The following is a 25,176-nucleotide window of genomic DNA, read 5'->3' on the forward strand; positions in this document are numbered from 1 at the left end:
AAAAAGGAAATCTATCTCGTTCTAAATTGTCTCATTTTTATGAAACTAGGGGAATCCACCCCGAATATTGACCCGCTTTCGAAATCAGCTATACGGTCGGCGACGGATTCTGATTATGCTTATGATAGAAACGATTCGTTAAGGAGGAATCATATGTCGATCCGAAATAAACTAATCACCGCTTTCAGCATCATGTTTGTGTTGCTTCTTGGTGTAAGCGGTTACTCTTGGTATGCCTTGAACGCCTCAAAAGCGGCTCAAGAAGATATGACCGTTTCCTGGGTACCGGGGATGGACCAGATTCATCAAGTCGATAAACAATTGCTCGAAATTCGCCGCCATCTCATTCGCCACGCCCTCGTCGATGACGCGGTGACGAAACAAAATATCGAGCGAGATATCCAAGCGTCCGTCGCCATCTTAGAGCAACGGATGGATGGATATGAAGCGACGATTATCATGGAAGAGGATCAACAGCTCTTCGATCAAGCAAGTTCCGATTGGGCCAACTTCCAGACCGTCATGAATGAACTTATCCGTATTTCAAATGAAGAAGGTACAGAAGCTGCGGAAGCGTACATTCGTGACACGGCTACCGCTAGTGCGGACACCCTCTCGAATTCGCTTGGCCTCCTCGTCAACCTGAACCGGGAAGCGATTCAGACAGACACGGCCGCAGCAGCTGAAATGTTTGAACAGGTTCAGCTGACGCTCCTCGTTGTTCTCGGGGTCGCTGCCGTCATGACCATCCTCATGATGCTCTTCATCTTCCGTTCCATCTTTGAGCCGCTCAAAGAGTTCAAGACGAAGATGCACGAACTCGCGACGAGCGAGGGGGATTTGACGACGTCGATTCCTGTGAAGCGCCGCGACGAGTTCGCTGGACTTGCCCGTGACTTCAATCAGTTCATCGCCAACTTGCGTCAGTTGATCCTTCAAGTAAACGACGTCACAACGGGTGTGACGAAACAATCGACACATATGTATGAAGAGTTGAAAGAACTCGACACGTATATGACGACGACCGCCGCAACGACGGAAGACTTGACCGCCGGGATGCAACAGACCGCGGCAAGCGCGCAAGAGATGAATGCGTCTGCATCCGATATGGAACGGACGATTCACCACATCGTGACCATGGCCGATGAGCGCAAAGTCGAAGCGAAACAAATCGATGAACGCGCCCTCTCCCTTAAATCACATGCGGTAGAGGCGAAAGAGAACGCGATTAGCGTCCTTCACTCAACGCGCACGAACTTGGAGAAAGCGATGCAAGACGCGAAAGCTGTACGGGAAATCGCGACCCTCACGAATGACATCCTTGATATCGCCGCCCAAACGAACCTGTTATCGCTAAACGCCTCCATCGAAGCAGCACGTGCCGGTGAGGCCGGTCGTGGATTCGCCGTTGTCGCCGATGAGATTCGTAAACTCGCCGAGACGAGCCGGGCGACCGTCGAACGCATCCAAGCGATCTCGACGACCGTTCTTCATTCGGTCGACCACTTGAATGAAAGCTCCGGGCAGATGCTTCACTTCCTCGATACGAATGTCTTGAAAGACTACGACCAACTCGAGGAGGCAGCCGGACAATATAGCGAGGACGCAGGTCGCTTCGAGACGACCGCGACCGAGTTCGCCGCTGCTGCGGGTGAACTTGAGCAATTGACATCGAACATGATCGGTGTCATTCAAGACGTGGCGACGACCGTCAACAACGGAGCGCTCGGTACACAGGAAATCGCTGAAAAAGTAACGCTGTCGGTCGATCGCTTCGCTGAATTGAACCGCGCGACCGAACAGTCGCAACAAAAGATGGAAGAACTCGATTCATTGATTCGACAATTCAAGGTATGAAAATAACCCGCCGACACGTGTCGGCGGGTTTCTCATTAGGCGGCAGATTGCACCGCTTCTTTTTTTCGTTCGAGTTCGAATCGTTTTGTCTCGGCGACGACGACACCTGATAGGAACAAGAGTCCAATCAAGTTCGGAATCGCCATGAGACCGTTGAACACATCCGAGATGGACCAAATCAAATTTAAGTTCGTCGTCATTGCACCGAGCCCTGCGACTAAAATATAGAGGACACGATACGGGACGATGACTTTTTCCCCAAGTAAATAGTACGCGGAACGTTCCCCGTAATAACACCAGCCAAGGACGGTGGAATAGGCGAAGAAGACGAGTGAGACCGTCACGATGATTTCACCGATTGGTCCTAAGAAATAAGCGAATGACGCTTGCGTCAAGGCAATCCCTTCAAGTCCTTCCGTGTATTGACCACCCATGACAATCGTGAGTCCGGTAATCGAACAGACGATGAGCGTATCGATCAAGACCTGTGTCATCGAGACAAGTGCTTGTCGTCCTGGGAAGTCGGTCTTCGCGGCCGCTGCCGCGATCGGTGCAGATCCAAGTCCTGCCTCATTAGAGAACACACCGCGCGCGACCCCGTAGCGAATCGCGGCACCTAACGCACCCCCACCGATAGCTTCGGCACTGAATGTGCTCGAGAACATCGTCGATAAGGCACCCGGTACCAATTCGAGGTTCATGATAAGAATCACGAGCCCACTTCCGACATATGCAAGAATCATGAACGGGACAAAAATCCCGACGACTTTCCCGATCGATTTGACACCACCTAAAATGACAAACGCCGTCACCGCCATCATGACGATTCCTGTCACAACCATTGGGACGTTGAACGAATTGTTCAAGGCGAGACTGATTGAGTTCGTTTGTACCCCGTTCCCAATCCCAAAGGCTGCGACTGATGCGAATAAGGCAAACAACATGCCTAGCCACTTTTTCTTTAGCCCGTGTTCTAAGTAATACATCGGCCCTCCGGCAATTTCGCCTCGTTCATCGACGACACGATATTTGACCGCAAGGATGGCCTCCGCATATTTCGTCGCCATTCCGACAAAACCAGATAACCACATCCAAACGACTGCACCCGGTCCCCCGAGGACGATTGCCGTCGCGACACCGACCATATTTCCGGTACCGACCGTGGCCGCTAAAGCCGTCATCAACGCCTGGAAATGCGAGATGTCCCCACGTTGTTTCTTCTTCGGTTTCTCATTCTTTGGAATAAAGGCCTCTTTCAAGCCGACACCAAGCCTCGTCACTTGAATAAAGCCGAGACGGACGGTCAGGAAAATCCCTGTCCCGACGAGTAAGATTAATAAATGTGGCCCCCAGACAAGATTTGATAAACTCGACAGCCAACTTTCAATTTGATTCACCGTGTTGCTCTCCTCCTACGTTCTTGATTTGAGCGCTCTCCTATATTTTTCAGAACATTCACAATCGAGTCAAGGTGGACTACCTAAAGAAAACGCTTTCACGCCGTTATATAATTGTAATATTTTCCCTGAACCCTTGTTCTCATACGCTTTTTAAAATTTATTTCGAAATATGATTGTAATATACCTCCGCACTAAGAAGCACCGATTTCACAATCAATATGAATCGTTAATCGATGGACTGCATCTCGATAAGAAATGGGTCGGATGTAAAAGTACAAAGACCTCTCGTGTCGGATTGAGAGGAGTGACCAAGTACAGCCAGGCGAGACTCCTGAGAGAATAGCAAGCAAAGTGAGACCCAGCAACGACCGAAAGTCGCGATGCGGCTCACTGCTTGCCCCTAGGAAAGCGAGCCGTGCCTGGATTGGTCAAAAAAAGACTGTAGACCTATGGTTTGTCTACAGTCTGAAACCGCTCGAGGCGATTCCTCCAGTTGCTCGTTTTACGAATGAATTGCAGACACGACTTCCTCGACGTGTCCCTTCACTTTGACATTACGCCACTCTTCTTGAATGTAGCCGTCCTCGTTGATCAGGAAAGTTGAACGGACGATACCGTAGTACTCTTTCCCGTAATTCTTCTTCAATTGCCAGACACCGTACAACTCAGACACTTCGTGATCTTCATCGACGAGCAAGTCGAACGGCAACTCATTCTTGGCGATAAAATTCTGGTGCTTCTTTTGGCTGTCCGCTGAAATTCCGATGACGACCGCGCCTTCCATCTTCGGCATCGCATCGCGGAAATCACATGCCTCCGTCGTACAACCGGGTGTCGAGTCACGCGGATAAAAATACAAGACGACTTTCTTTCCTAAATAGTCTTTTAACGAGACCATCTCTCCGTTTTGGTTCGGTAATGAAAATGTTGGTGCGAGCATCTGTTTTCCTCCTTACCCGAACGACGGGTCGACGAGTTGTTCGTCAAAACCATCGATCGCTTCCTCTAGTTTTGTCTTTAACGGGTCGAGTGTTTCGATATACTCGATCGGGTCTTCGGTGGCGGCCGCTTCTCGAAGCGTCGCCTCATTGTCGGTATACCACTTCTCGTACGCTTTAAAGTAATCGGCCATGATCGCTTGGTTCTCTTCGACCGTCAACGTCTCCGCCATCAGAAGAAAGACATTATTGTCTGCTTCTAAAGCTGTATAGTCGGTCTGGGCATTGACTCGGTCGTAAATCGGACCGGCCTCATCTTCCGGAACTTCCGCAAGACGGGCGTTCGCTTCCGCGTTGACCCCATATTCGTTTGCCTGTACTCCGATGAGAAGTTCCCCGACTTCAGCGATCACGTCCTCTGGTAACGCGGTCGGCGTGATGACGAGCGACCAGTCCTCCCCATCTTTCACAGCAACTTTACTGAGGCGGTTCGGGAGCGGAGTGCCGTCTTGGTCGACCATTTCATGGACGAGAAACGCCACGTCCTCGTCCTCGTTGACCCAACTCTCATAGATATCTCCTGGGGCAAGCTGACGCGTGACAGCGCCGGTCGCCGGGATGTCGGTCAAGCGACCCGCATAATCGATGGCCGTGAGCGCCTCGGCATCGCCCGATTCGAGCGCCGCTTGATAGTCCGCATACACTTCTGTAACAGCATCCGGCAATGCGCGTTTCGTTTCTTCTACAACCGCCTCTTCGTCGTTCCCACATGCCCCGAGCGTGAAGACGAGGAGAAGCGGAATGAGCCATTTTTTCATGTTGTTCGTCCTTTCTAAAGCCGTGTTCTCCCCCCATCCTACCATGTCTCGAATCGTCGCTCCAATGGCATGTGTTTCTGGAAAATTGTTTCACTAGGATTTCTACGATAATTTCGATACAATACAGACGTAAGCGCTTTAACGCTCAACATCACTTTAAGGGGGAACGAGAATGATTCCATACAAACATGAACCATTCACAGACTTTACACAAAAAGAGAATGCCGATGCGATCCAAGCGGCAATCGAGAAAGTGAACGGTGAGCTTGGGAAAGACTATCCGCTCGTAATCGGTGGGGAAAAGGTTACGACGGAAGGAAAAATCACGTCTTACAACCCAGCGAACAAAGAAGAAGTGATTGGTCGCGTCTCGAAAGCGAACCAAGAGCTCGCAGAACGTGCGATGCAAGAAGCACTCACAGCGTTCGACTCATGGCGCCACGTAGACCCAGCTGTCCGTGCAGACGTCTTGTTCAAAGCGGCGAACATCGTCCGCAAACGTAAGCACGAGTTCTCGGCTTATCTCGTCAAAGAAGCTGGTAAGCCATGGAACGAAGCGGATGCGGATACGGCAGAAGCAATCGACTTCATGGAATACTATGCACGTCAAATGCTCGAACTCAAGCCAGGTAAGAAAGTCGAGAGCCGTCCAGGCGAATATAACCGTTATGACTACATCCCACTCGGGGTCGGGATCGTCATCAGCCCATGGAACTTCCCGTTCGCAATCATGGCCGGTACAGCTGTCGCGGCAATCGTTGCCGGTAACACGATTCTCTTGAAGCCAGCTTCGACGACACCAATCGTCGCTGCGAAATTCGTCGAAGTGATGGAAGAAGCAGGTCTTCCAAAAGGCGTGCTCAACTTCATCCCAGGACCTGGCGCAGAAGTCGGTGACTACCTCGTCGACCATCCGAAGACACGCTTCATCAGTTTCACAGGCTCACGTGATGTCGGACTCCGCATCAACGAGCGTGCTTCTAAATTGAACGAAGGTCAAATCTGGCTCAAACGCGTCATCGCAGAGATGGGCGGAAAAGATACAATCGTCGTCGACGAGTCAGCGGATCTCGAACTCGCTGCACAATCGATCGTCAAATCGGCATTCGGTTTCTCAGGTCAGAAATGTTCAGCTTGTTCACGTGCCGTCATCGTGGACAGTGTGTATGACACGGTACTTGACCGCGTCGTCGAACTTACGAACGAACTCTCTGTCGGCAACACAGAGAAGAATGAACACTTCATGGGACCTGTCATCGACGCAGCGGCCTTCAAGAAAATCACATCGTATTTCGATGTCGCTAAAGAAGAAGGACGCATCGTCGCTGGCGGAAACGCGGATGATTCAACGGGCTACTTCATCGAGCCGACAGTTGTCGCAGACGTCGACCCGAAAGCGCGTCTGATGCAAGAAGAGATCTTCGGACCTGTCGTTGCATTCACAAAAGCGAAAGATTTCAAAGAAGCGATCGATATCGCGAACAACACAGAGTACGGCTTGACTGGTGCGGTGCTTACGCGTGACCGCGCGAACCAAGAGTTCGCTCGCCAAAACTTCCACGTCGGTAACCTTTACTTCAACCGTGGTTGCACTGGCGCAATCGTCGGTTACCAGCCATTCGGTGGATTCAACATGTCAGGAACGGATTCAAAAGCAGGTGGTCCGGATTACATCCAACTCCACATGCAAGCGAAGACGACATCTGAAACGTTCTAATCAACAAGGAGACGTTCCCTCGGGGGAGCGTCTCCTTTATTAGTGTGCTTTAAAAGTCTGTTCGAACATGATGGCCATCTCTTCTTGATGGAGCAAAAACAGGTCAAATAGCGTCGGATCGAACGCTCCATTCATGTCTTTCATCGCGACAATCGTATCGTCATGGGAGAAGGCCGGTTTATACGGGCGAACCGTCCGTAACGCGTCATAGACGTCGATGATGGTGACGATTCGTGCCGCAAGTGGGATCTCTTCCCCTTTCAAGCCTTTAATATATCCCGTCCCGTCCCAACGTTCATGATGATAGAGGGCAATCTGGTAAGCCATCTGGATAAAGTAGTTTTGAGGAAACTGTGTTTGTAGATCCTTCAACACCTCGCCCCCGACGCGCACGTGATCTTTCATGAATACCCATTCCTGGTCGGATAGCTTGTTCGCCTTCAATAAAATCGCATCCGGGACAGAGATCTTTCCGATATCATGAAGCGGTGCCGCGAGTCGAATCCCTTCGATGAAAAGAGGAGACACATCCGGATGATGGTGATCATATAAAATCGTCGCAAAGAGCGTCGACAAATCCTGCACCCGCTCGATATGGTTCCCCGTCTCATTGTTGCGGAGTGCTGACAGGCGTAACAGTGTACGGACAAGTCCTTCTTGATAATCGATCATTTCTTTTTCCCGCTCGGCAAGGATACGCTGTGCTTCTTCGCGTCCCGCCTCGATCCGATGTCGTTCGACCGCCCCGAGAAGTGCATTACTGAAGTCTTGCAGTGCCTGTTGTTCGTATTCCGTGTACGTCCGTTCCGAGACGACGGAATCAAACCCGACAAATCCTTGGCACGTCTTCCCTTGCATCATCGGGACTGCGAGCAGACTTTGAATAGATTGCGGTTCGAGAATCCCGCGGACGACACTATTTTCTGGTAAATCAGCCACGCGCGGAATATACATCGTCTCACCCGCAACATGGGTGTTGACCCATTCGGGCAACACATCGATTGGCACGTCTTGAAGATTGTCCATTTCGGCGGTGATGCCTTCGGCGCACCACTCGAACGTGTTGTGACAAACCTGGTTCGTGAAATCGTAATCGAAGACATAGACGCGGTCGACCGCGAAATAATGTCCAAGTTCGGCTAGCGACTGGTCAACCCGCTTTTTGAAATCCGCAATCTCTGTTGTTAAAAAGCGATTGAGGAGTGACGAAAGCAGGTGATGGAGTCGCTCTTGTTGTTGTAACTGTAACGTCAATGATTCATGCGAAGTTGCCATGTGCCAAACCTCCCTTATTGTCTGAAATGAAATCAATCGTTCCATGAGTTTATTTTACCCAATTTTCAGTCTTTTTACCCTGCTTATACCAATTCAAAAAACCGAGCGACGATGCGCCCGGTTCTTCATCACACTTGCTTTAACAAGTTCGCCATCTCAATGGCTGACGTCGCTGCTTCCCAGCCTTTGTTCCCTGCTTTCGTACCAGCACGTTCAATCGCCTGCTCGATCGTCTCCGTCGTCAATACGCCAAAGATGACCGGGACCTCCGATTGATAACTCGCTTGCGCGATTCCTTTGGCCGCTTCGTTACATACATAATCAAAGTGCGGTGTTGCGCCACGGATGACGGCACCGAGTGTGATGACCGCATCGTATTTTTTGCTCATCGCCATTTTTTTCGCAACGAGCGGGAGCTCGAACGCACCCGGGACGAAAGCGAGCGAGACGTCCTCTTCCTTCACGCCGTGACGCTTCAACGCATCCTTCGCTCCATCGAGTAGACGCATCGTAATCAAGTCGTTAAATCGTCCGACGACGATTCCAATCTTTAAGCCTTCTCCAACTAAGTTTCCTTCAAATGTATATGTCATCTCATTCATCCTCCGATATGGTTCATTTTGAGTTGTTTCGTCATTCGATATGACTCGTTCGCTTCGTGCGATCCGACATGAAGCGGGACACGTTCGACGACGGTGATGCCACATGATTCTAAGGCATCGACTTTTTCTGGGTTGTTCGTCATGAGGCGAACACGGGTCACTCCGAGGTCGCGGAGCATCGCCGCACTGATACGATAGTCACGCATGTCGGGATGGAATCCGAGCGCCTCGTTCGCCTCGACCGTGTCTAACCCTTCCTCTTGCAAGGCGTATGCTTTCAATTTGTTCACGAGTCCGATCCCTCGTCCTTCTTGGCGCATATAAAGGACGATGCCCGACTCCTGTTCGATTCGACCGATAGCAGTATCGAGTTGTGGACCGCAATCACATCGGAACGACCCGAAGACGTCTCCCGTCAAACATTCCGAATGAATTCGAACGAGCGGGACGTCCGACAGCGTCTCGGTCACGAGTGCGACGTGCTCGTGTCGGTCGAATCGGTTCGCGTATCCGATCATCCGAAACGCGCCTTTTGATGAGGGAAGTGACACGTCCGCTTCGCGCGTGACAAGGTCTGTCTCCATATATCGGACCAACGCCTCGATTGTGATGAAGGCCAATTCGTGACGTTTGGCGACTTGCACCAAGTCTGGTACGCGAGCCATCTCCCCGTCTTCACGAATGATTTCACAGATGACGGCTACCGGTTCACTGCCTGCAAGTCGTGCCAAATCGACGGACGCTTCCGTATGGCCACGGCGCACGGAGACGCCTCCTTTTTTGGCGATGAGTGGGAAAAGGTGTCCCGGGCGTTGAAAGTCAGACGGACGTGATGACGGATTCGCCAATTCGCGAACGGTATGGGAGCGCTCGCTCGCAGAGATGCCTGTCGTCGAATCGACATGGTCAACACTGACCGTAAATGCCGTCCCATGTGGGTCCGTACTGTTCGTCACCATTGGCACAAGGTCAAGGCGTGCCGCGACTTCTTCGGCGACGGCTGCACAGACGAGTCCTTTTCCTTCCGTGATTAAAAAGTTCATCGTCTCAGGTGTCATCTTGTCACCGAGCACGACAAAGTCACCTTCATTCTCACGGTCCTCGTCATCGACAACGATGATGGGACGTCCGCGTCTTAACTCCTCAATCGCTCGATCGATCGAATCAAACATTACCATCCCGCCTTTCCATAACCTTGTGACGCCAAAGACTCGAGTGTCATCTTCGACTGCCCGACTAATTTTTCCATATATTTTGCTAACAGATCACATTCCAAATTGACAGAGTCGCCGACATGCTTCGATCCGAGAACGGTCTCGCTATACGTGTGCGGGATCAAGGACAGGGTAAATCCACGTTCTGATACATCAAATACGGTCAGACTTGTCCCGTCCACAGAAATCGATCCCTTAGGCACGATGTATGAAAGAAGCGAACGGTCGCATTGAATGTCGACATATACGGCATTCGCGAGTGGACGTTTCTTGGCGATGCGTCCGACGCCGTCGACGTGTCCGGACACGAAATGCCCACCGAATCGTCCGTCCGCTGGCATCGCCCGCTCCAGATTGACTCGTGTGCCCGGCTTGACCCCATCTAAACTGGAGGCTTTCAACGTCTCTGGCATCACATCAACAGCGAACGTCGACGCGTCAAACGTCGTGACCGTCAGACAAATCCCGTTCACCGCAATGCTGTCCCCGACCTTCACGTCCTCGAGCACTTTCGCACCCGATAGGACGAGCCGTAAGGACGGTCCATTTCGCTTCACCGCTTTGACCGAACCAATTTCTTCTACGATTCCGGTAAACATCAGAGCGCCCCCTTTCGAAGGACGACTTTCAGGTCAGGTCCAATCGTCTCGACCTGATGAATGCCAAAGCGAGCAATCGCATCGATCGAGCCTTCCTGCTGCGAGCGATAGATGCCGTTCTTCCCGCCGAATACGCGCGGTGATTGATAGGCGACCCATTCATCGACATACCCTCCGTCAAGAAGGGACGTGACAAGCGTCGGTCCCGCCTCTACCAACAAGCGCCCAACCCCGTTCGCGTACAATGTCTCGAGCATGTTCCCTAGCGACGTATAATCGAATAGCTCGATGCCCATAGCACGCGCCCGTTCCCGTCTCTCTTCATCGTCTGACGAAGTGAACAGGAGGACCGGTACGTCTTCAGCCGTTCGAGCAAGCGTGCTCGCGAGTGGCAAGCGAAGGTCACGGTCGAGGACGACTCGCTTAGGCTGACGTGTCTCTCGGTCCAATCGAACGGTCAGTGCCGGATCATCGGCGAGCACCGTTCCAATCCCCGTCAAAATCGCATCGACTGTCGCGCGTAGTTCATGAACGTCACGACGAGCTTCTGGACTCGTCACCCACTGGCTCTCCCCCGACTCCAAGGCAACTTTCCCGTCGAGGCTCGTCGCCGTCTTTAAGATGACGTACGGTCGTTTCGTCTCGAGCGCTCGCAAGAACGCTGGATTCAATTCCCTTGCTTCATCTTCAAGCAGTCCGACTTCGACCTCGACCCCAGCCGACCGGAGACGCATGATTCCTTTTCCGGCAACGAGCGGGTTCGGGTCCTCCATGGCGATGACGACCCGTTTGATTCCGGACTCTACAATCAAGTCGGCGCACGGTGGTGTTTTCCCGTGATGCGAGCACGGCTCAAGCGTGACGAAAAGTGTTGCTCCGTTCGCTGCCGCACCTGCCATCTTGATTGCATGAACCTCGGCATGCGGTTCGCCCGCCTTGAGATGGGCGCCTAGCCCGACGATGCGACCGTCTTTGACGAGAACGGCACCGACGAGCGGGTTCGCCCCAGTCTGTCCATCGGCCGATTTCGCCAATTGGATGGCCAGTTTCATGTACTGTTTCATCGTTCTCCCTCCTTTTTTCCGTACAAACAAAAGACCCTAAGGAAAGGTCCTTAGGGTCTTGGTGGGAGGGTTTTCGTCGCTTTTGGGCAAGCCAAATAAACGTTTTCTTTACAGAAAAGCGTACGACGAAGCACAGGTCACGCGGACCTGTTTTTTGTTCCTTCTCCCATCCAGACTATACTGTCGGCTCTAGAGTCTCACTAGATCCACCGTTCGCACACGTGCGCCCGGGTCACGGACTTAGGGCGTGGCCCATCACCGCCGGTTGGGAATTTCACCCGACCCCGAAGGAATATTTGTTTGTACAGATTTACTGTATCGCAATTGTTTTTATTTCGCAAAACAAAAAGCGCCACTCGTAAGAGTAGCGCTTCGATTATGCGAGAAAGAGGACGACAAGAAGCCCGACAATCCAGCAATAATATGAGAAATACTTCAGTTCGCCTTTAGCCATGATGTGTTGGAACCACTTCAACGAAATCGCAGTCAACGCATATGAGGCGATGAACGCCAAGATGAGCGGGCCGAACAAGTCACGCGTCTCCGGGTTCGTAAACAAAGCCGGACCGTCCAAAATCATCGTTCCGAGACTGATCGGGATGAACAGGAAGAATGAGAAACGAAGTGCTGATTCCTGCTTGATCCCGAGTAACATCGCCATGACAATGGTCGCCCCAGAGCGACTGATGCCTGGGATAAGTGCTACCGCTTGGGCGAGCCCAATCAAGATGGCGTCACGTAACGTGATACCGCCGTCCCCTTTATTCCCGCGCATATTTCGAATGAACCAAAGCGCGAGACCTGTGATGATGAGCGTATATCCGACCGTCGCGACGCCACCGAGTACTTCTCCGATCCAGTCGCCGAAAATGACACCGAGGACACCGGCTGGAACCGTTGCGACGAGGAGCAAGCCGATAAACTTCACATCGACCATCGTTTCTTCCGTTCGGTCCTTCTTGAATAGGAACGTCCATAAACTGACGATGAGACGGATGACATCTTTACGATAGACCGTCAAAACCGCGAGGAGCGAAGCAAAGTTTACGAAAACTTCAAATGACAATCCCGGCAAGTCGATGTTAAATAATTCTTGGAAGATAACAAGATGTCCACTTGATGAAATCGGAATCGGCTCCGTGAATCCCTGGATCAATCCGAGCAACGTATAAAATAACCAAACTGTCATAATGGTAATCCTCTTTTCTGTTTTTCACTCAATGCGCCTATTTTAGCAGAATTGGACTTTCGTTGACCAGCTGTTAAAAATTTTTTGATGTAATTTCAATATTCGATTGATTAGTCTGAAAATTAAATTTATTATAGAAGGGTACTCATCTGGAGCGAAGGCGATGACCCCATTTCTCCAGTTGGGTACTTTTTTATAAAATATGACATTTTTGGTTGATTAAAACTTTTTGTTTACATTTATCTCGAAATTCGATTTAATTTGTAATAGAACTGTTACCATTTTTTGAAATCTTTTTCTGTGACTTTAGACCTATCCATTTCTTAGAATATGTTTAAAAATTTTCAAAATCACGTTAATAAATCCGAAAAACCATCCGATAGTATGATTGTAGGAGCATTTTTTTCATCTTTGTCGGTTCATATTTGAGTCCACGGAAGGAGGAACCATCATTGAGTCAAACGCTAACCACTAAATCCCATCACCTGTCCACTGAACAGCAGAGGATGATCCATTGCATCCGCCTTCTCGGGGACTTGTTGAAGGAACGTCCGCGCCGTTCTGTCTATCGTCGCTTTGCCATGGAACAGAATTGGCCATCTCCTGAATCGATCATCAGACAGTTCGGGTCATGGGCTGAGGCACTTGCCATCGCAGGCTATGAATGGCATGGAGAAGCAACTGTCGAATTGCCAGACAAAATGCCAAAGTATACACGCGAGGACATCATCGAGACACTTGCGCTTTATTCGCGAGACATGGGCTCGATTATCACCTTGAAGAAGTATCAGCAATGGCGAAAGCTCCATCCGAAGGCACCGAGCCATTATCACATCGTCAAGACGTTCGGTTCGTGGCATGATGCCTGTGCCGAGGCAGGACTTGAGGCGAGTGTCACCTATTCGAAAACGGAACTCTCCAACGCGCTCCGTGAAGCCATTCAGGAAATGGGCTTCTCCCTCTCCTTCGAAGCATATCGGGAATGGGCGAAGCGTAACAACAAGCCTTCGACAAAAGCGATCTTACATCGTTACGGCTCTTGGTCAGCCGCCGTTCATGCTGTTGAATCGGAACTTTATAATACGAACTCATAATCTTTTCATACAAAAGGAGGATCTGCCATTTGGCGGATCCTCCTTTCATCTGACTTCTGTTGATAATCCTTGATAGTGGGCGACCCGGTCACGACCATTGAACTTGGCACCGACATACATGGCTCGGTCCGCATGCCGAAGTACCGTATCGAGGTCTTCATATTCATGAATCGTCTCGATCCCAATACTCGCCGTCACCGTAATGCGTGTCCCTTCCGTGCCAAAGTCATGTCGTTTCAGTGCGTCGCGTATCTTTTCACCGACCAGTTGGGCTACAGCCTCATCCATCCGAGGAAAGACGAATACAAATTCTTCGCCACCATACCGTGTCACCAAATCTGTCGCCCGAACGCTACGCGTGAACAATTGTCCGGCCTCAATCAACACCTCGTCCCCGAACGCATGTCCATATGTATCGTTGATCGACTTGAAATGATCCAAATCAACTAGGAAAAGGGATAGTGGATAGGATGCGACGTCGTTCAATCGTTCTGTCGTCCAGTTACGTAACGCCCGCTGATTATGGAGACCTGTCAACGGGTCCGTCAAACTCTCATGTTGAAGGCGGTCCCGCTCATCGATTCGCTCGATTGACCACGACAACGTTTTGAGGAGCCGATTCACTTCGACGGCAATCGGCATCTCATACGCGCCGTTCGCTGTCGTCGACACCATACAGCTGACGGCCGTTTCCGCTCCCCAAACAGGCTGGATAACGAGCGCCGAATGATGAAGCTCTTGTTGCTGTTGTTGCAAGTCGGGATGCCATTCATGAAGTGAATCATAGACGAAACATGGCTCATCCTCGTCTTGATAGCGCTCGATCGTATAAGCGTCCGGCACACTCGGGATGATGCGTCCCGTCATATCATAAAACGTCCGCTCCCCTTTTCGGTTGACCTGCAGCCAACCACGTTCGACTTCAACGACGTCACGTAGTCCGTTCCAAAACTTTTCAATCAACAGCTGTTCACTATCGACACGATAGAGCTGCTCTTTCAATCGCTCGATCTGATCGACTTTTGTTTTCGTCTCTTCTGTCTCCGTCGCTTTCGACATCGTCATCTTTAAGACGGATAGAACGAAGAATGTGACAATCAGCCCGACATATCCAAACACGAGATACGATTCAATCGCAATCATCGTGAACAACAGTTCGAGTGACACGACGAGCCAATCGAATCGAATCAACCGCCACATGATCGGTAACGGGATTCGTTCTCCGACCATGAAGTACGACAGGGCAAAACTCATCGTTAGAACGAGGAAGAGCGTACCTAAGAACGCCAACATCGCCACGCCTTGTTGCATCAAATGAACCTGTTCACCGATGCGTCCACCGAGGCCGATATAGGCTAGGCCTGGCAATAGGACGAGGAGGCATTCAATTACCGTATTGAGCGGATAGAAATGTAAGAAACGACGACGCCCTACCCGACGGTTGAACGTCCTCGCCTGAAAGGTGAACAAGAGGAGCTGTCCCATCAGGAGGGCCGGGGCGAGTCCATAGAGGAAGAACGTGATAAAGACGAACATCTCATGGAACGTGAAATGCAGATGTCTACGCTTGAGCGGGTTCATGACGAACAAAGCACCTAGTGTATAGATAAACCAAAACAACGGCCAGTCGAACGATTCGAGGTGGTGCAAAGTCAAATACGTCACACCTGTGAAGACGACGGCCCATGCGAGCCAGCTCCGAACTAGATACTTCCGAAATCGCATCGTCTTCTCCCCTTTTCCCGTTCATTTTTTCTAGTATGACCCGTAATGCAAAAACATTCCAGCAATTGTTTGAAAGTTGAGACAATGAAATATTGAAATTATTCCCATTTAGATGTTTTACTTAACAACAAGTCGGCAACAGTCATAGAAAGGAGGCTAACAATGGACCTTTCCATGTTTCTCATCACATTTCTTTTGATCTATTCGCTGACGATCACATTTCTCTTTTTACGGAAGCAAAAACAACATTGAAACATACAAAAGGCGATCCTCTCACGAGCATCGCCTTCATGTCTTATTTCGCTTTCAAATATGAAATCCCGATCGACCCAGATCCCGTATGTGCCCCGAGAAGCGGTGCGAGCGTGTCGACCCGAATCGGAATCTTGTCACCGAGTCGTTCTTTCCATTCTTGCGCGAGTTCAGGGACGTTCCCGTGGAAAATCGAGACATCCTGACATTCTCCTGACTCAATCGCCGCACGCAACACTTCGAACAAGTGGGCTTGTGCTTTCTTGTATGTGCGGACGGTCTGATAAGGAACGATTAATCCATCCTCAAATCGAAGTACCGGCTTCAATTGAAGCATATTCCCGATCAATGCTTTCGATTTTGAGATACGTCCGCCTTTTTGCATCTGCGTCAAATTTTGAAGCGTCAACTCGATGCGCACATCTTCGACGCGCTCCTTCATGTAGGCTTCGACGTCTTCAAGTGCATCGCCTCGTTCGACACGTTCAATCAACTCCTCAAACATGAGTCCCATCGTATAGATGCCTGCTCGTGAATCGAAAGCGAGTAACTTAAATTCAGCGATTTCGGCCCCTTGTACGGATGCCGAATACGTTCCGCTCAAGTCAGACGACAAGTGGATGGCGATTCCCATATCGTACTCGTCTTTCAACTTCTCATAGAGTGTGACAAAATCTCCGATGGCAGGCTGGCTCGTCGACACACGCTCCCCGGCATCGATCCACTCATAGACGGTCGTCGCATCGACTTCAATCCCGTCCTTATACGGTTGGTCCCCTTTGACGACGTAGAGCGGGACGATATGAATGTCTGGATGGTTCACTAAAGCATCTGGAAGGACAATCGTGCTGTCCGTGATATAAGCAATCTTCATGGAAAGTTCTCCCTTAAAAAAAGTTTTTAGTACCTGGTTATATTATTTTATCACAGGTGAAGCGGTTTCACTATTTTTTCAAAACATCCTATGTGCAGCTCGTCCAATCTGACCTCGAAACGGGTACATGATACATAACGAACAAAGGAGGCGAACGAGAGATGATTCAACTCGAGAACGTCAATAAAATTTACAAGACTGGCGATGTAGAGACCGCCGCCTTGAAAGAGATTGACCTAACCATTCGTGACGGCGCATTCGTCGTCATCCTCGGACCGAGTGGAAGCGGGAAAAGTACATTACTCAACGTCATCAGCGGACTCGATACCGTATCAAGTGGCAAGATCACGTTCGGGGACACGGTGCTGACCGATTTATCTCCTGAACAGATGACGACATTCCGACGCGACCATCTCGGATTTATCTTTCAACAATACAATCTCCTTCAAAACTTGACTGTCTATGAGAATATTCAAATCGGATCTGATTTGACAAAAGACCCACTCCCCATCGATGAATTGCTCGATCAAGTCGGACTCGCGACAGCCCGACACAAATATCCCTATCAATTGTCCGGCGGTGAACAGCAACGGGTCTCCGTCGCCCGAAGTCTCGCTAAAAATCCATCCATCGTCTTCTGTGATGAACCGACGGGGTCGCTCGACGAAGAGAATTCGAAGAAGGTGCTCGAGTTATTGGAACGACTGAACGAGACGTATCAAAAGACGATCGTCGTCATCACGCACAACAATGGAATCAGCGACATGGCGGACGATGTCATCAAGATGAATTCCGGTCGGATTGTCGAAGTAATCCATAATGACACCCGCGTCGCGGCACGTGACATTCGTTGGGGATAAGGAGGTGGCGACATGCTGTACAAAAACGTGTGGAAGACGCTCAGCAAAAAATGGATGCAACTGCTCGCCATCGCCATCATCATCGTCATGAGTTCGCTCACGTACACGATGATGTTCTATGGGATCAGCGGAATCGAAGTTCCGACCGAAGAATACTTGGAGGAATCGAACCAGGAAGACTTCGCCATCGAGATGCTGAACCGGGTAACGGAAGAAGAATTACGTGATCCCGATGTCGCCACACTCGCTGGAACCGGAACGTTCACACTGGCCGACATCAAACAGACCGACGAAGACGTCTTTAATCGTTTGATCGCCTCCCGCATCGATGCAGTCGAACGAGAGATGCCAGAGGCGACGATTGAGCTCCGTGACTTCAAAACGATCACGTACACGCTCGGTGATGCCGAACATCGTGGTCTCATATTGAAGGAATCTGATACAATCAACCGCTCCTATGTAGAGGCTGGATCAAGACCAAATACGAATGACGAGGTCGCCCTCAACAAAAAATATGCTGAAGAGAACGGGATTGAAATCGGGGACACGATCGATCTCGGCAGACCGTTCACCGTCAGCGGGTTCGTCCTCTTCCCTGACTACACACTCCCACTGTTCGATGACAACTTTTTCAATCTAGACCCAGGCTCTCAGACGCTCTTACTCATGACGGACGAATCGTTCGAATCCACTGTCGGACAAGAGTCGTTCCGTCTATCGGGTGTGACGGAGCAGACAGTCGTGACCGATCTCGAATTGCCATTTGTCGTGTCCGTCATGGAGACAGAAAATATCATCCGTAGCGGTGCGATTTATAGTGAAATCTCATCTGGGAAAGCGATGGCGCTCGGACTCAGTCTCTTCATCGTGTCGATTGCCGTCATCATCGTCGCCATCTTGATTTCGAACATGCTCGAGGCGGAACGAGGCCAAATCGGACTGTTGAAAGCGATCGGCTATAGTCGCCGTCAAATCGCGGCACCCTATCTCGTCCTCATCTTGATTTTCGCTTTCTTCATGCTCATCATCGGCTACTTCCTCGGTCTTTATTTTGCGGACCCGTTGAAAGAGTTGTATCTCGACTTTTACCTTTTACCGTCCATCACCATCGCCCAAAGTCCGCTCGTCTTTCTCACTGCCGTGTTTGCACCATTGCTATTCTTCGCGCTCGTCGCAGGCGCAGTCATCTATAAAATCATGGGAGAAAGCGCCCTCGCCCTTCTATCACCTCGAGACAACGTCTCCTTGAATCGACTGAGCCGATTCGTCAGTCGACTATTGAAGCGAGCGAGCGGCAAGACGAAGTTCAAATACTTGTATGCCGTCAAAAGTACAGGCAGTTTTCTCATTTTCTTCCTCGGTATTTTGTTCTCGACCATTCTCATCGTCTTCGCCCTGATGATGAACGGAGCCGTCGACCGAATGACCGTGGGTGGTTTGAATGAGGCCGTCTATGAATACGAAGCGTATACGGACGGTTCACCGCCAATCGAAGACGGACAAGAACCATTCCTCACTTATCCGTTCGCGTTTGTTGAAGAGAAACTGATCACCTTGAAAGGCTTAGATATCGACAATACCTTATTCCCTTTACGCAACGAAGAGGGTGACACGCTGACACTTGAACCTGACGGACTAATCGTATCGTCATCCCTTGCCTTAAAACTCGGACTCGAGGTCGGGCAGGACATCGATATCGAACTGAATGAGGAAACGCTGACTTATCCCATCACGGGCATCGCCGATGAATTCTCTGGAGACTTCGCCTATTTGCCCCGGACGACGTTAAGTGAACTTCTTTCGGATGGGATGACGGATGACTTATTCAATGGCATCTATGCGATGGAGCGCCCAGATGACTCCGACTATACGACCATCTTGTCGCGTCAAGGGTTGATTGAGCAGTCCGAATCCATCAATCAATATATGAACTTTATGATGAACGTCTTGATCGGCGGGGCATCCCTCATCGCCTTCAGCATCTTATTCGTCCTGACGGCACTGACGGTCGAGAAGAATTACTATGTCATTTCCTTGTTGAAAGTCATGGGATACCAAAAACGGGAAGTCCGCTCGATGATACTGAACAGTTACTTCATTTACGCGCTCGTCTCGGCCCTTTTGAGCATTCCAATCGCCTTGTTGACGCTTCGGGTCATTATCGTCGTGTTCGCAGAAGATTATGGGCTCGTGCTGCCGCTGGAATTCGAGTGGATCTATATCGTCTATACGCTCGGTGCGGTCGTTCTCCTCTTCTTCCTGAGCACGTTTATCAGCCGACGGAAGATTGATCAAATCCCACTTCAGGAAGTATTGAAGACATATCAAGAATAATTTGTGCCAAAATAGGGCATAATAAAAGATAGACCAGGCCTCTCCCGAGGAGGGGCCTGACTTTTGCAGAAAAGGATGATTGACATGAATCGTACACAAGTTATGCTCGCCATTCCAGGGAACTGGTCTTCCGCGGAAGGCGTGAACGAACAAATTAGTTTACATAGTGAAGGCTACACGATGGCCGGTCTGTTGTTGCTCGAAGATGAGACGGGCAAGGCGTTTACTGTAGAAGTCGTCGAACGAGACCCGGCTCTCGCCGAGGCGATGATTCACGCGAGTTCGGGTGGATTCACACCAAAAGTCGCAAAAGGAATCGCCCGTCATACGCATGTCGTCTATTTGATTGTCGATGTCAACGATTTGACAGACGTTGCCGCTGCGCGCCGTGCCGCAAATGCCGTCTTAAATGCTGGTGGGGTTGGCGTCATGGTCGAGTCGGCTGGTGTCTCTTTCTCGAAAGATGAATGGCAAGAGTCGAAAGAAGAAGACCTCGCGCTCGATTACTCGCTGTTGACGGCCATCACGGAAGAAGAGAACGCCTATATGTCATGGGGAATGAAAGCGTTCGGTCATGCAGACGTGGCTGTTCCGATGACACTTGATATCGAGGATGCCATCCATGTGATTCATTCGTTCAACTTCCACCTCATCTCAGGTGGCGCGATGTTCGGCGATGGTGACCATTTCGCGTTCGAAGACGGACGTGCCTTCACGGTCGAGATGGGTGAAGACGAACGGACGACAATCGACAACTTGTTGCATAACCCGTTCGGTTTGATTTACCTCGTCCCACAAGCAGCAGAATAACCTGAAAATGGAGCGCCATTCGGCACTCCATTTTTTTATGTCGCCAACACGTCATGGTATTCAGGATGACGATCGAACTGATTTTTTGTGAACGGACAAAGCGGGATGATTGTCTTCCCTTCTGTCCGAGCATAGTCGACGACAGCGACCACAAGTTTCTCCCCGATTCCTTGTCCTCGCAGGTCATCACTGACATACGTATGATCGACAATCAGTTTGTCGGGTCCCGTCGGTACGTAGTGCAGTTCTGCCGATGGCTTCCCCTCGTCCCCGACGTAAAACGTATTTTCCTTCTGTTTGATCTCCATTCACTTACCACGCTCCTCCTCTAGTTTTAGTGGGATGAAGAAATGATCACGCGTCGTCCAATCCATCTCACGCATCAAGATATCGAACGAGGTGGACAAAAAGTCTTGGACGTGACCACTCGTTGCTTCATCAAGCGGCAAGAAAAATTCACTCTTTTCCGCGTCATAATAAGCCGCGCCCGGCTTCAACGTCTCCGTCGGCAACGGTCTGAACAAAAACGGATACGGCAACACAAAATAACTTGGACGATCCGTCACATCATCCCCGAGCCAAAATCCGAATTCGACAAACTGTTCATCAAAGGCGACACGCTCAATCACTTTGTTCTCCGGAAACGGCTGTTCAATCGGATAAATGACGAGTGACGAGACGTCAAACGTTCCCCAAAAGAGGGCCGGTTTGATTTTTCGGCATCGCAGTTTTGATAAATATGTCAGTTGTTCGTGCGCCGCTCGCTGAAACAACCTTAACCCTTTTCGGGCATACGCCGCGTCATAGGCAAGCGGTGTCTCGTCCGTATCGAGCTGGCCTGTGAACGACATCTCTTGTGGTTTCGGATTGATGTTCACATGTATCCCGTGTTCGCGAAGACGCGTGAATAAATCATCGTGATAAGACTTGATCGTCTTCCCCGATTCAATCGGAATGGCGTCCGTCTGATTCTCGACGTGGATGACGAGACAAGACGTCAACAGGTCCACGTCGATTTGTAGCGTTCGTTCTCCTTCGAACAACAACCCTGTCGTGAATCCTTGCACCATAAGCGGCAACGAGACATGCCCCCACTGCGGTTCTGGCGGTGCCAGTTGAAGTCTGATCTTCCCGAGCAGTTGGGAAATCAAATGCAAGGTCAACTTTGTGTCGTGCCATTCTGAATGCAGTGGAATATGCATCCTCACTCATCCTCTCATCCTTTACATGCGCCACTATGGTCACAAATCGGTCGTTTCTCAGACTGCCCGCACCCACACAGTGTCGCTCGGTAAGTCGAAATGATGTCATTCCCTTGTTCAATGTGAAGGTCGCCCCGCACCTCGATTTGTTGCCAGTCGTTCAGCTTAACAGATGTCGGCACATCCGGCGTCTCCGCATCTCCTCCGTCTTTTCGGACGAATTGGAGCGCACCGCTTGGACAACGTTCAATCACCGTCGCGACATCAGGCGCCTCGGCACCGTCTGGTAAAATCCACGGTTTTCGTTTCGTATCAAACACGTCCGGTAGCCCGCGCACACATTCTGCCGCATGTACGCAAAGCGACACATCATAATACACATCAATCGATTCTCCCACATATTGTTTGCCCCGCATCGAATCACCCCTTATGTGTTTGCGGGTCTTTACCCGTTCACCTACGAAAAAAACCCATCATCCGTCAAGTGGGATGATGGGCTTCGATTAGGCTTGTCTCATTTCTTGCATGCGTTCGAGTTGATGTGTCAATTCCCCGATTGGGACGAATCGCGCCCGACGTAGCATCTCTTTTCCGTTGATGAAAAAGAGGACGACCGGTACTGTGAAAATGGAGAAGGTTCCCGCAACTTCTGGGACTTCGTCCGAATCCACTGCGACCGCCTCGATGTCAGGGAATTGATGGAGCATCTCTTCGATTTGAGGTTTCAGCGCATGACAGACACTGCATCCTGGATGTGACACGTAAACGAGCAGTTGTTCCGTGCTCGCGATCCGTTCGTTCAATCCAGTCAACGTTGTCATTGCTTCCATCTTATATTCCTCCTATTAATTAAGCGTCGAGCCACAAGACACCGACCGTCTCAAACCCGGCATGTACCGCGATGGATGGACAGAATCGTGTCCGTACCACTTCAAGACCCGGTAATTTCGACTCGATAAGTGCGACAAGGTCGTCTTGCATCTTCGGTGCGAGTGCCGTCTGGACGAACACACGATTGTCTTTTACACCGTTCTCCGCGTGGCGACGTTCGAGTTCGCCGACCATCTCCGCATAGGCTTTCTTCAACGAGCGTGCTTTTTTGAACGGAATGACTTTCCCCGTCTCATCGAGCGTGATGATCGGTTTAATGTTCAAAATGTTCGCAAGGAACAGTTCACCCGAAGAAACACGGCCACCGCGGCGCATCGTTTCCATGTTTCCGATAATCATGAAGAAGTTTTTCTTATCACGCCATGCTTCGAGCAATGCGACAATCTCTTCGACGGATTTGCCTTCTTGTTCAGCAGCCTTTCCGATTCGAACGAGCTCTTGTTGCGCTTCGAGCGCAGCGTGAGAGTCGATTGTATACACTTTAAAGTCAGCCGCCTCTGCCGCTGCTTTTGAGTTTTTGGCCGTGCTGCTCAATCCGTTCGAACAGTGGACGGCGATGGCGCAGTCATATCCTTCTTCTTTCAAGCGCTCGTAGCGGCCGATGAAATCTCCGAAAATCGGTTGTGACGTCTTCGCTTCTTTCTTTTGGTCAATCATATACCGGTGCAAGTCTTCAAGCGAGAGATTTGTTTCACTATAACCGTTGCCATCCACAATCAATTGAATCGGGACGATATCCACACCGAGACGCGCCGCCTCTTCTTGTGAGAAGTTGGCCATGCTGTCGGTAATCCATGCGATTTTTGTCATAACTAAAAAGCCTCCAATGGTCGTTCATTTTTGTCCAATCCCATTATACCTTATTTTCTGCCCCTATTCCTACTCGTCCGAACGAGACACAAAAACAGAGCGACATGCGGTCGCCCTGCTTCTCTTCACTTCGTCGAAATCAATTTTGTATGGGCGAATTCGTCATGCGGCAACTCGAGGTCTTTGTTCGACTTCATCTGTTGGAGCGCTCGAATGAGCGGAATCCCGAGCGTCGCCGGATAGACGACGTCCTTATAAAGTGTCCGTTTGATGACCTGTTCAAGAGAGAGCGGGCGTCCGTCCGCACTCACGACTTTTATTCCAACGACTCGATCACCAAGTGTCTGACCGTTTTGGTACAGCATACAGTAAACCTCTCCAGCCATCGTCACAACGGTCGGTAAGTAATACCGCTTCACTTCCTTGTCTGGCCATACCTTTTTGCGGATTGCCTTCTCAATCAATTTGGCCGGCGTCTGAAAGACGACTTGGTCGATTTGACCGGCGACGGCTCGTTTCCAAAGTGGGACTGCCACAGCAATCATCCTTTCTCTCGGTTCTAGCCTTTTATTTCCTCTTTTACCGGCTGACGAAACCCCGAGAACGGACATCCGCTTCGTGCGAACAAGTTCGGCGTCTTGATGATATTGTCATAATGTTCATGGAAGACGTGCGTCGTCGCAGGCGATAGGGGTGGGATGAGCCAGCTCCACTGCCCGGTGACGTCACGCCCCGCTTCCCGTTCATTTTTTTCGAATCGTTTGAACTGTTTTGCGGCGGTATGGTGGTCAACGATGGTGACACCTGCCCGTTCGAACGACTGAAGGACAGCGATATTCAATTCAACGAGGGCACGGTCCCGCCAAAGGGAGCGTTCTTTCGACGTGTCGAGCCCGAGTGAACGGCCGACAAGTGGCAATAAGTCATAACGGTCGGTGTCTGCCAAGTTACGGGCACCGATTTCCGTCTCCATATACCAGCCGTTGAACGGCACGGATGTAAAACGGAGACCGCCGATTTCAAGCTCCATGTCGGCGATGGCCGGGACGGCGTGCCATTTGATGGTGCGCCCGTCAAACAAGTCATACTCCTCATGCACGATATCCACTTCGAGCACAGCGTCACTCGGTAATTCATAAAGACGAACATCCTGACCGTCCGTAATCATGAGCGGCAGGACGTCAAACGGCGTGCCTGCACCGACCCACCCGAGTTGTTCAGCCCGTTTCGTCATCGTCACCGACATCGGATCCCCGATGATCCCGTCTGGCGTCTCATATCCGGCATACCGAATGAGCTGCGTATTCAACAGTTTGAACTCGTTCGGAAGGACCGTCATCGTCGAGCGGATCTTCCCACCGTTCGTCGCGAAATGAAGATGATCGACAAGCCGCGCGTAGACATCATCAAATGTTGTGGCGTCTCGAGCATCGATCACATGGAGCGTCTGCCAAAACAATCGTCCGATGCAACGGTTCGAGTTCCGCCACGCCACTTTCGCACCCTCACACAACTCCTCTGTCGTCAACGTATAGGTACCGGTGCGCTCAATTTCTTGTTCGATTTGCCGCAGGCGTTCAGAAGGGACGTCTTGCCGTTGTCGCATCCACTCGCTCGCTTGTTCATACACATTCATATCTTAAGTCTCCTC

Annotated in this window: 24 protein-coding genes and 1 riboswitch; of the genes, 6 read left to right on the plus strand and 18 right to left on the minus strand. The window is 50.5% G+C overall.

Features of this window, described 5'->3' with window-relative positions:
- Nucleotides 1-153: 153 nt before the first annotated feature.
- A complete protein-coding gene (locus KNO75_RS07565) occupies nucleotides 154-1,857 on the plus strand; it encodes a methyl-accepting chemotaxis protein (RefSeq protein WP_214793619.1) in 1,704 nt (567 codons plus the stop codon).
- A 35-nt stretch (nucleotides 1,858-1,892) separates the two neighbouring features.
- On the opposite strand, the gene KNO75_RS07570 is transcribed toward KNO75_RS07565, so the two are convergent.
- The 3 genes from KNO75_RS07570 to KNO75_RS07580 all read right to left on the minus strand — a co-directional run bounded on the left by KNO75_RS07570 (nucleotide 1,893) and on the right by KNO75_RS07580 (nucleotide 5,013).
- Nucleotides 1,893-3,254 (minus strand): alanine/glycine:cation symporter family protein, encoded by a 1,362-nt coding sequence (locus tag KNO75_RS07570; RefSeq protein ID WP_214745746.1) that lies wholly within the window; start codon nucleotides 3,252-3,254, stop codon nucleotides 1,893-1,895.
- Between the two features lie 505 nt (nucleotides 3,255-3,759).
- On the minus strand, nucleotides 3,760-4,197 hold the full coding sequence (gene bcp, locus KNO75_RS07575) for a thioredoxin-dependent thiol peroxidase (protein WP_214793617.1): 438 nt from the start codon (nucleotides 4,195-4,197) through the stop codon (nucleotides 3,760-3,762).
- Between the two features lie 12 nt (nucleotides 4,198-4,209).
- A complete protein-coding gene (locus tag KNO75_RS07580) occupies nucleotides 4,210-5,013 on the minus strand; it encodes a hypothetical protein (protein ID WP_214820770.1) in 804 nt (267 codons plus the stop codon).
- A gap of 172 nt (nucleotides 5,014-5,185) precedes the next feature.
- On the opposite strand from KNO75_RS07580, the gene pruA reads away from it, so the two are divergent.
- The gene (gene pruA / locus KNO75_RS07585) at nucleotides 5,186-6,730 is read left to right on the plus strand and encodes an L-glutamate gamma-semialdehyde dehydrogenase (protein ID WP_214786014.1); all 1,545 of its coding nucleotides are present in this window, start codon (nucleotides 5,186-5,188) and stop codon (nucleotides 6,728-6,730) included.
- Between the two features lie 39 nt (nucleotides 6,731-6,769).
- Here the strand turns inward: pruA and KNO75_RS07590 are convergent, their stop codons facing one another.
- The 6 genes from KNO75_RS07590 to KNO75_RS07615 form a co-directional block, all read right to left on the minus strand.
- A complete protein-coding gene (locus tag KNO75_RS07590) occupies nucleotides 6,770-8,005 on the minus strand; it encodes an HD domain-containing phosphohydrolase (protein WP_214820772.1) in 1,236 nt (411 codons plus the stop codon).
- Between the two features lie 128 nt (nucleotides 8,006-8,133).
- A complete protein-coding gene (gene ribH, locus KNO75_RS07595; protein ID WP_147538420.1) occupies nucleotides 8,134-8,598 on the minus strand; it encodes a 6,7-dimethyl-8-ribityllumazine synthase in 465 nt (154 codons plus the stop codon).
- Nucleotides 8,599-8,603: 5 nt separating this feature from the next.
- On the minus strand, nucleotides 8,604-9,779 hold the full coding sequence (ribB, locus tag KNO75_RS07600; protein WP_214820774.1) for a 3,4-dihydroxy-2-butanone-4-phosphate synthase: 1,176 nt from the start codon (nucleotides 9,777-9,779) through the stop codon (nucleotides 8,604-8,606).
- On the minus strand, nucleotides 9,779-10,420 hold the full coding sequence (ribE, locus tag KNO75_RS07605; RefSeq protein WP_214820776.1) for a riboflavin synthase: 642 nt from the start codon (nucleotides 10,418-10,420) through the stop codon (nucleotides 9,779-9,781). Before ribE ends, ribB begins: the two co-directional genes overlap by 1 nt.
- Entirely contained in the window at nucleotides 10,420-11,484 is a 1,065-nt protein-coding gene (gene ribD, locus KNO75_RS07610) for a bifunctional diaminohydroxyphosphoribosylaminopyrimidine deaminase/5-amino-6-(5-phosphoribosylamino)uracil reductase RibD (RefSeq protein ID WP_214820778.1), read from the minus strand. Before ribD ends, ribE begins: the two co-directional genes overlap by 1 nt.
- 154 nt (nucleotides 11,485-11,638) lie before the next feature.
- Nucleotides 11,639-11,780: riboswitch (FMN riboswitch) on the minus strand.
- Nucleotides 11,781-11,860: 80 nt separating this feature from the next.
- Nucleotides 11,861-12,673, minus strand: coding sequence for an undecaprenyl-diphosphate phosphatase (locus tag KNO75_RS07615; protein ID WP_214820786.1), 813 nt, complete (start codon nucleotides 12,671-12,673; stop codon nucleotides 11,861-11,863).
- Between the two features lie 452 nt (nucleotides 12,674-13,125).
- Between KNO75_RS07615 and KNO75_RS07620 the strand changes: the two genes are divergently transcribed.
- Nucleotides 13,126-13,767 carry a homing endonuclease associated repeat-containing protein gene (locus tag KNO75_RS07620; RefSeq protein WP_074036465.1) on the plus strand — a complete coding sequence of 214 codons (642 nt, stop codon included), beginning with the start codon at nucleotides 13,126-13,128 and terminating at the stop codon, nucleotides 13,765-13,767.
- 45 nt (nucleotides 13,768-13,812) lie between these two features.
- On the opposite strand, the gene KNO75_RS07625 is transcribed toward KNO75_RS07620, so the two are convergent.
- Together KNO75_RS07625 and KNO75_RS07630 are read right to left on the minus strand one after the other, a co-directional pair.
- Complete coding sequence (locus tag KNO75_RS07625) at nucleotides 13,813-15,492, minus strand: sensor domain-containing diguanylate cyclase (RefSeq protein WP_214820788.1); 1,680 nt, start codon at nucleotides 15,490-15,492, stop codon at nucleotides 13,813-13,815.
- Nucleotides 15,493-15,787: 295 nt separating this feature from the next.
- Nucleotides 15,788-16,618 (minus strand): DegV family protein, encoded by an 831-nt coding sequence (locus KNO75_RS07630; protein ID WP_214786721.1) that lies wholly within the window; start codon nucleotides 16,616-16,618, stop codon nucleotides 15,788-15,790.
- A gap of 161 nt (nucleotides 16,619-16,779) precedes the next feature.
- Here KNO75_RS07630 and KNO75_RS07635 point away from each other — a divergent pair, with 161 nt between their 5' ends.
- The 3 genes from KNO75_RS07635 to KNO75_RS07645 all read left to right on the plus strand — a co-directional run bounded on the left by KNO75_RS07635 (nucleotide 16,780) and on the right by KNO75_RS07645 (nucleotide 20,622).
- The gene (locus tag KNO75_RS07635; RefSeq protein ID WP_214820790.1) at nucleotides 16,780-17,478 is read left to right on the plus strand and encodes an ABC transporter ATP-binding protein; all 699 of its coding nucleotides are present in this window, start codon (nucleotides 16,780-16,782) and stop codon (nucleotides 17,476-17,478) included.
- 12 nt (nucleotides 17,479-17,490) lie between these two features.
- On the plus strand, nucleotides 17,491-19,812 hold the full coding sequence (locus tag KNO75_RS07640; protein ID WP_214820792.1) for an ABC transporter permease: 2,322 nt from the start codon (nucleotides 17,491-17,493) through the stop codon (nucleotides 19,810-19,812).
- An 84-nt stretch (nucleotides 19,813-19,896) separates the two neighbouring features.
- The gene (locus KNO75_RS07645) at nucleotides 19,897-20,622 is read left to right on the plus strand and encodes a DUF4261 domain-containing protein (protein WP_214786714.1); all 726 of its coding nucleotides are present in this window, start codon (nucleotides 19,897-19,899) and stop codon (nucleotides 20,620-20,622) included.
- A 35-nt stretch (nucleotides 20,623-20,657) separates the two neighbouring features.
- Here KNO75_RS07645 and KNO75_RS07650 read toward each other — a convergent pair whose 3' ends face one another.
- From KNO75_RS07650 to KNO75_RS07680, 7 genes are all read right to left on the minus strand, one after another.
- Complete coding sequence (locus KNO75_RS07650) at nucleotides 20,658-20,930, minus strand: GNAT family N-acetyltransferase (RefSeq protein ID WP_214820794.1); 273 nt, start codon at nucleotides 20,928-20,930, stop codon at nucleotides 20,658-20,660.
- A complete protein-coding gene (locus tag KNO75_RS07655) occupies nucleotides 20,931-21,824 on the minus strand; it encodes a DUF5996 family protein (RefSeq protein ID WP_214820796.1) in 894 nt (297 codons plus the stop codon).
- Between the two features lie 14 nt (nucleotides 21,825-21,838).
- Entirely contained in the window at nucleotides 21,839-22,240 is a 402-nt protein-coding gene (locus tag KNO75_RS07660; RefSeq protein WP_214817409.1) for a (4Fe-4S)-binding protein, read from the minus strand.
- 87 nt (nucleotides 22,241-22,327) lie between these two features.
- Complete coding sequence (locus KNO75_RS07665; RefSeq protein ID WP_214793583.1) at nucleotides 22,328-22,654, minus strand: thioredoxin family protein; 327 nt, start codon at nucleotides 22,652-22,654, stop codon at nucleotides 22,328-22,330.
- A gap of 19 nt (nucleotides 22,655-22,673) precedes the next feature.
- Nucleotides 22,674-23,525, minus strand: a complete 852-nt coding sequence (locus KNO75_RS07670; protein ID WP_214793578.1) for a DegV family protein — start codon at nucleotides 23,523-23,525, stop codon at nucleotides 22,674-22,676.
- Between the two features lie 125 nt (nucleotides 23,526-23,650).
- A complete protein-coding gene (locus tag KNO75_RS07675; RefSeq protein ID WP_214693873.1) occupies nucleotides 23,651-24,070 on the minus strand; it encodes an RDD family protein in 420 nt (139 codons plus the stop codon).
- Nucleotides 24,071-24,084: 14 nt separating this feature from the next.
- A complete protein-coding gene (locus KNO75_RS07680) occupies nucleotides 24,085-25,161 on the minus strand; it encodes a nitric oxide synthase oxygenase (protein ID WP_214820798.1) in 1,077 nt (358 codons plus the stop codon).
- Nucleotides 25,162-25,176 lie beyond the last annotated feature (15 nt).

This window comes from Exiguobacterium sp. s35 (assembly GCF_018617535.1).
Classification (GTDB): Bacteria; Bacillota; Bacilli; order Exiguobacteriales; family Exiguobacteriaceae; genus Exiguobacterium; species Exiguobacterium aestuarii.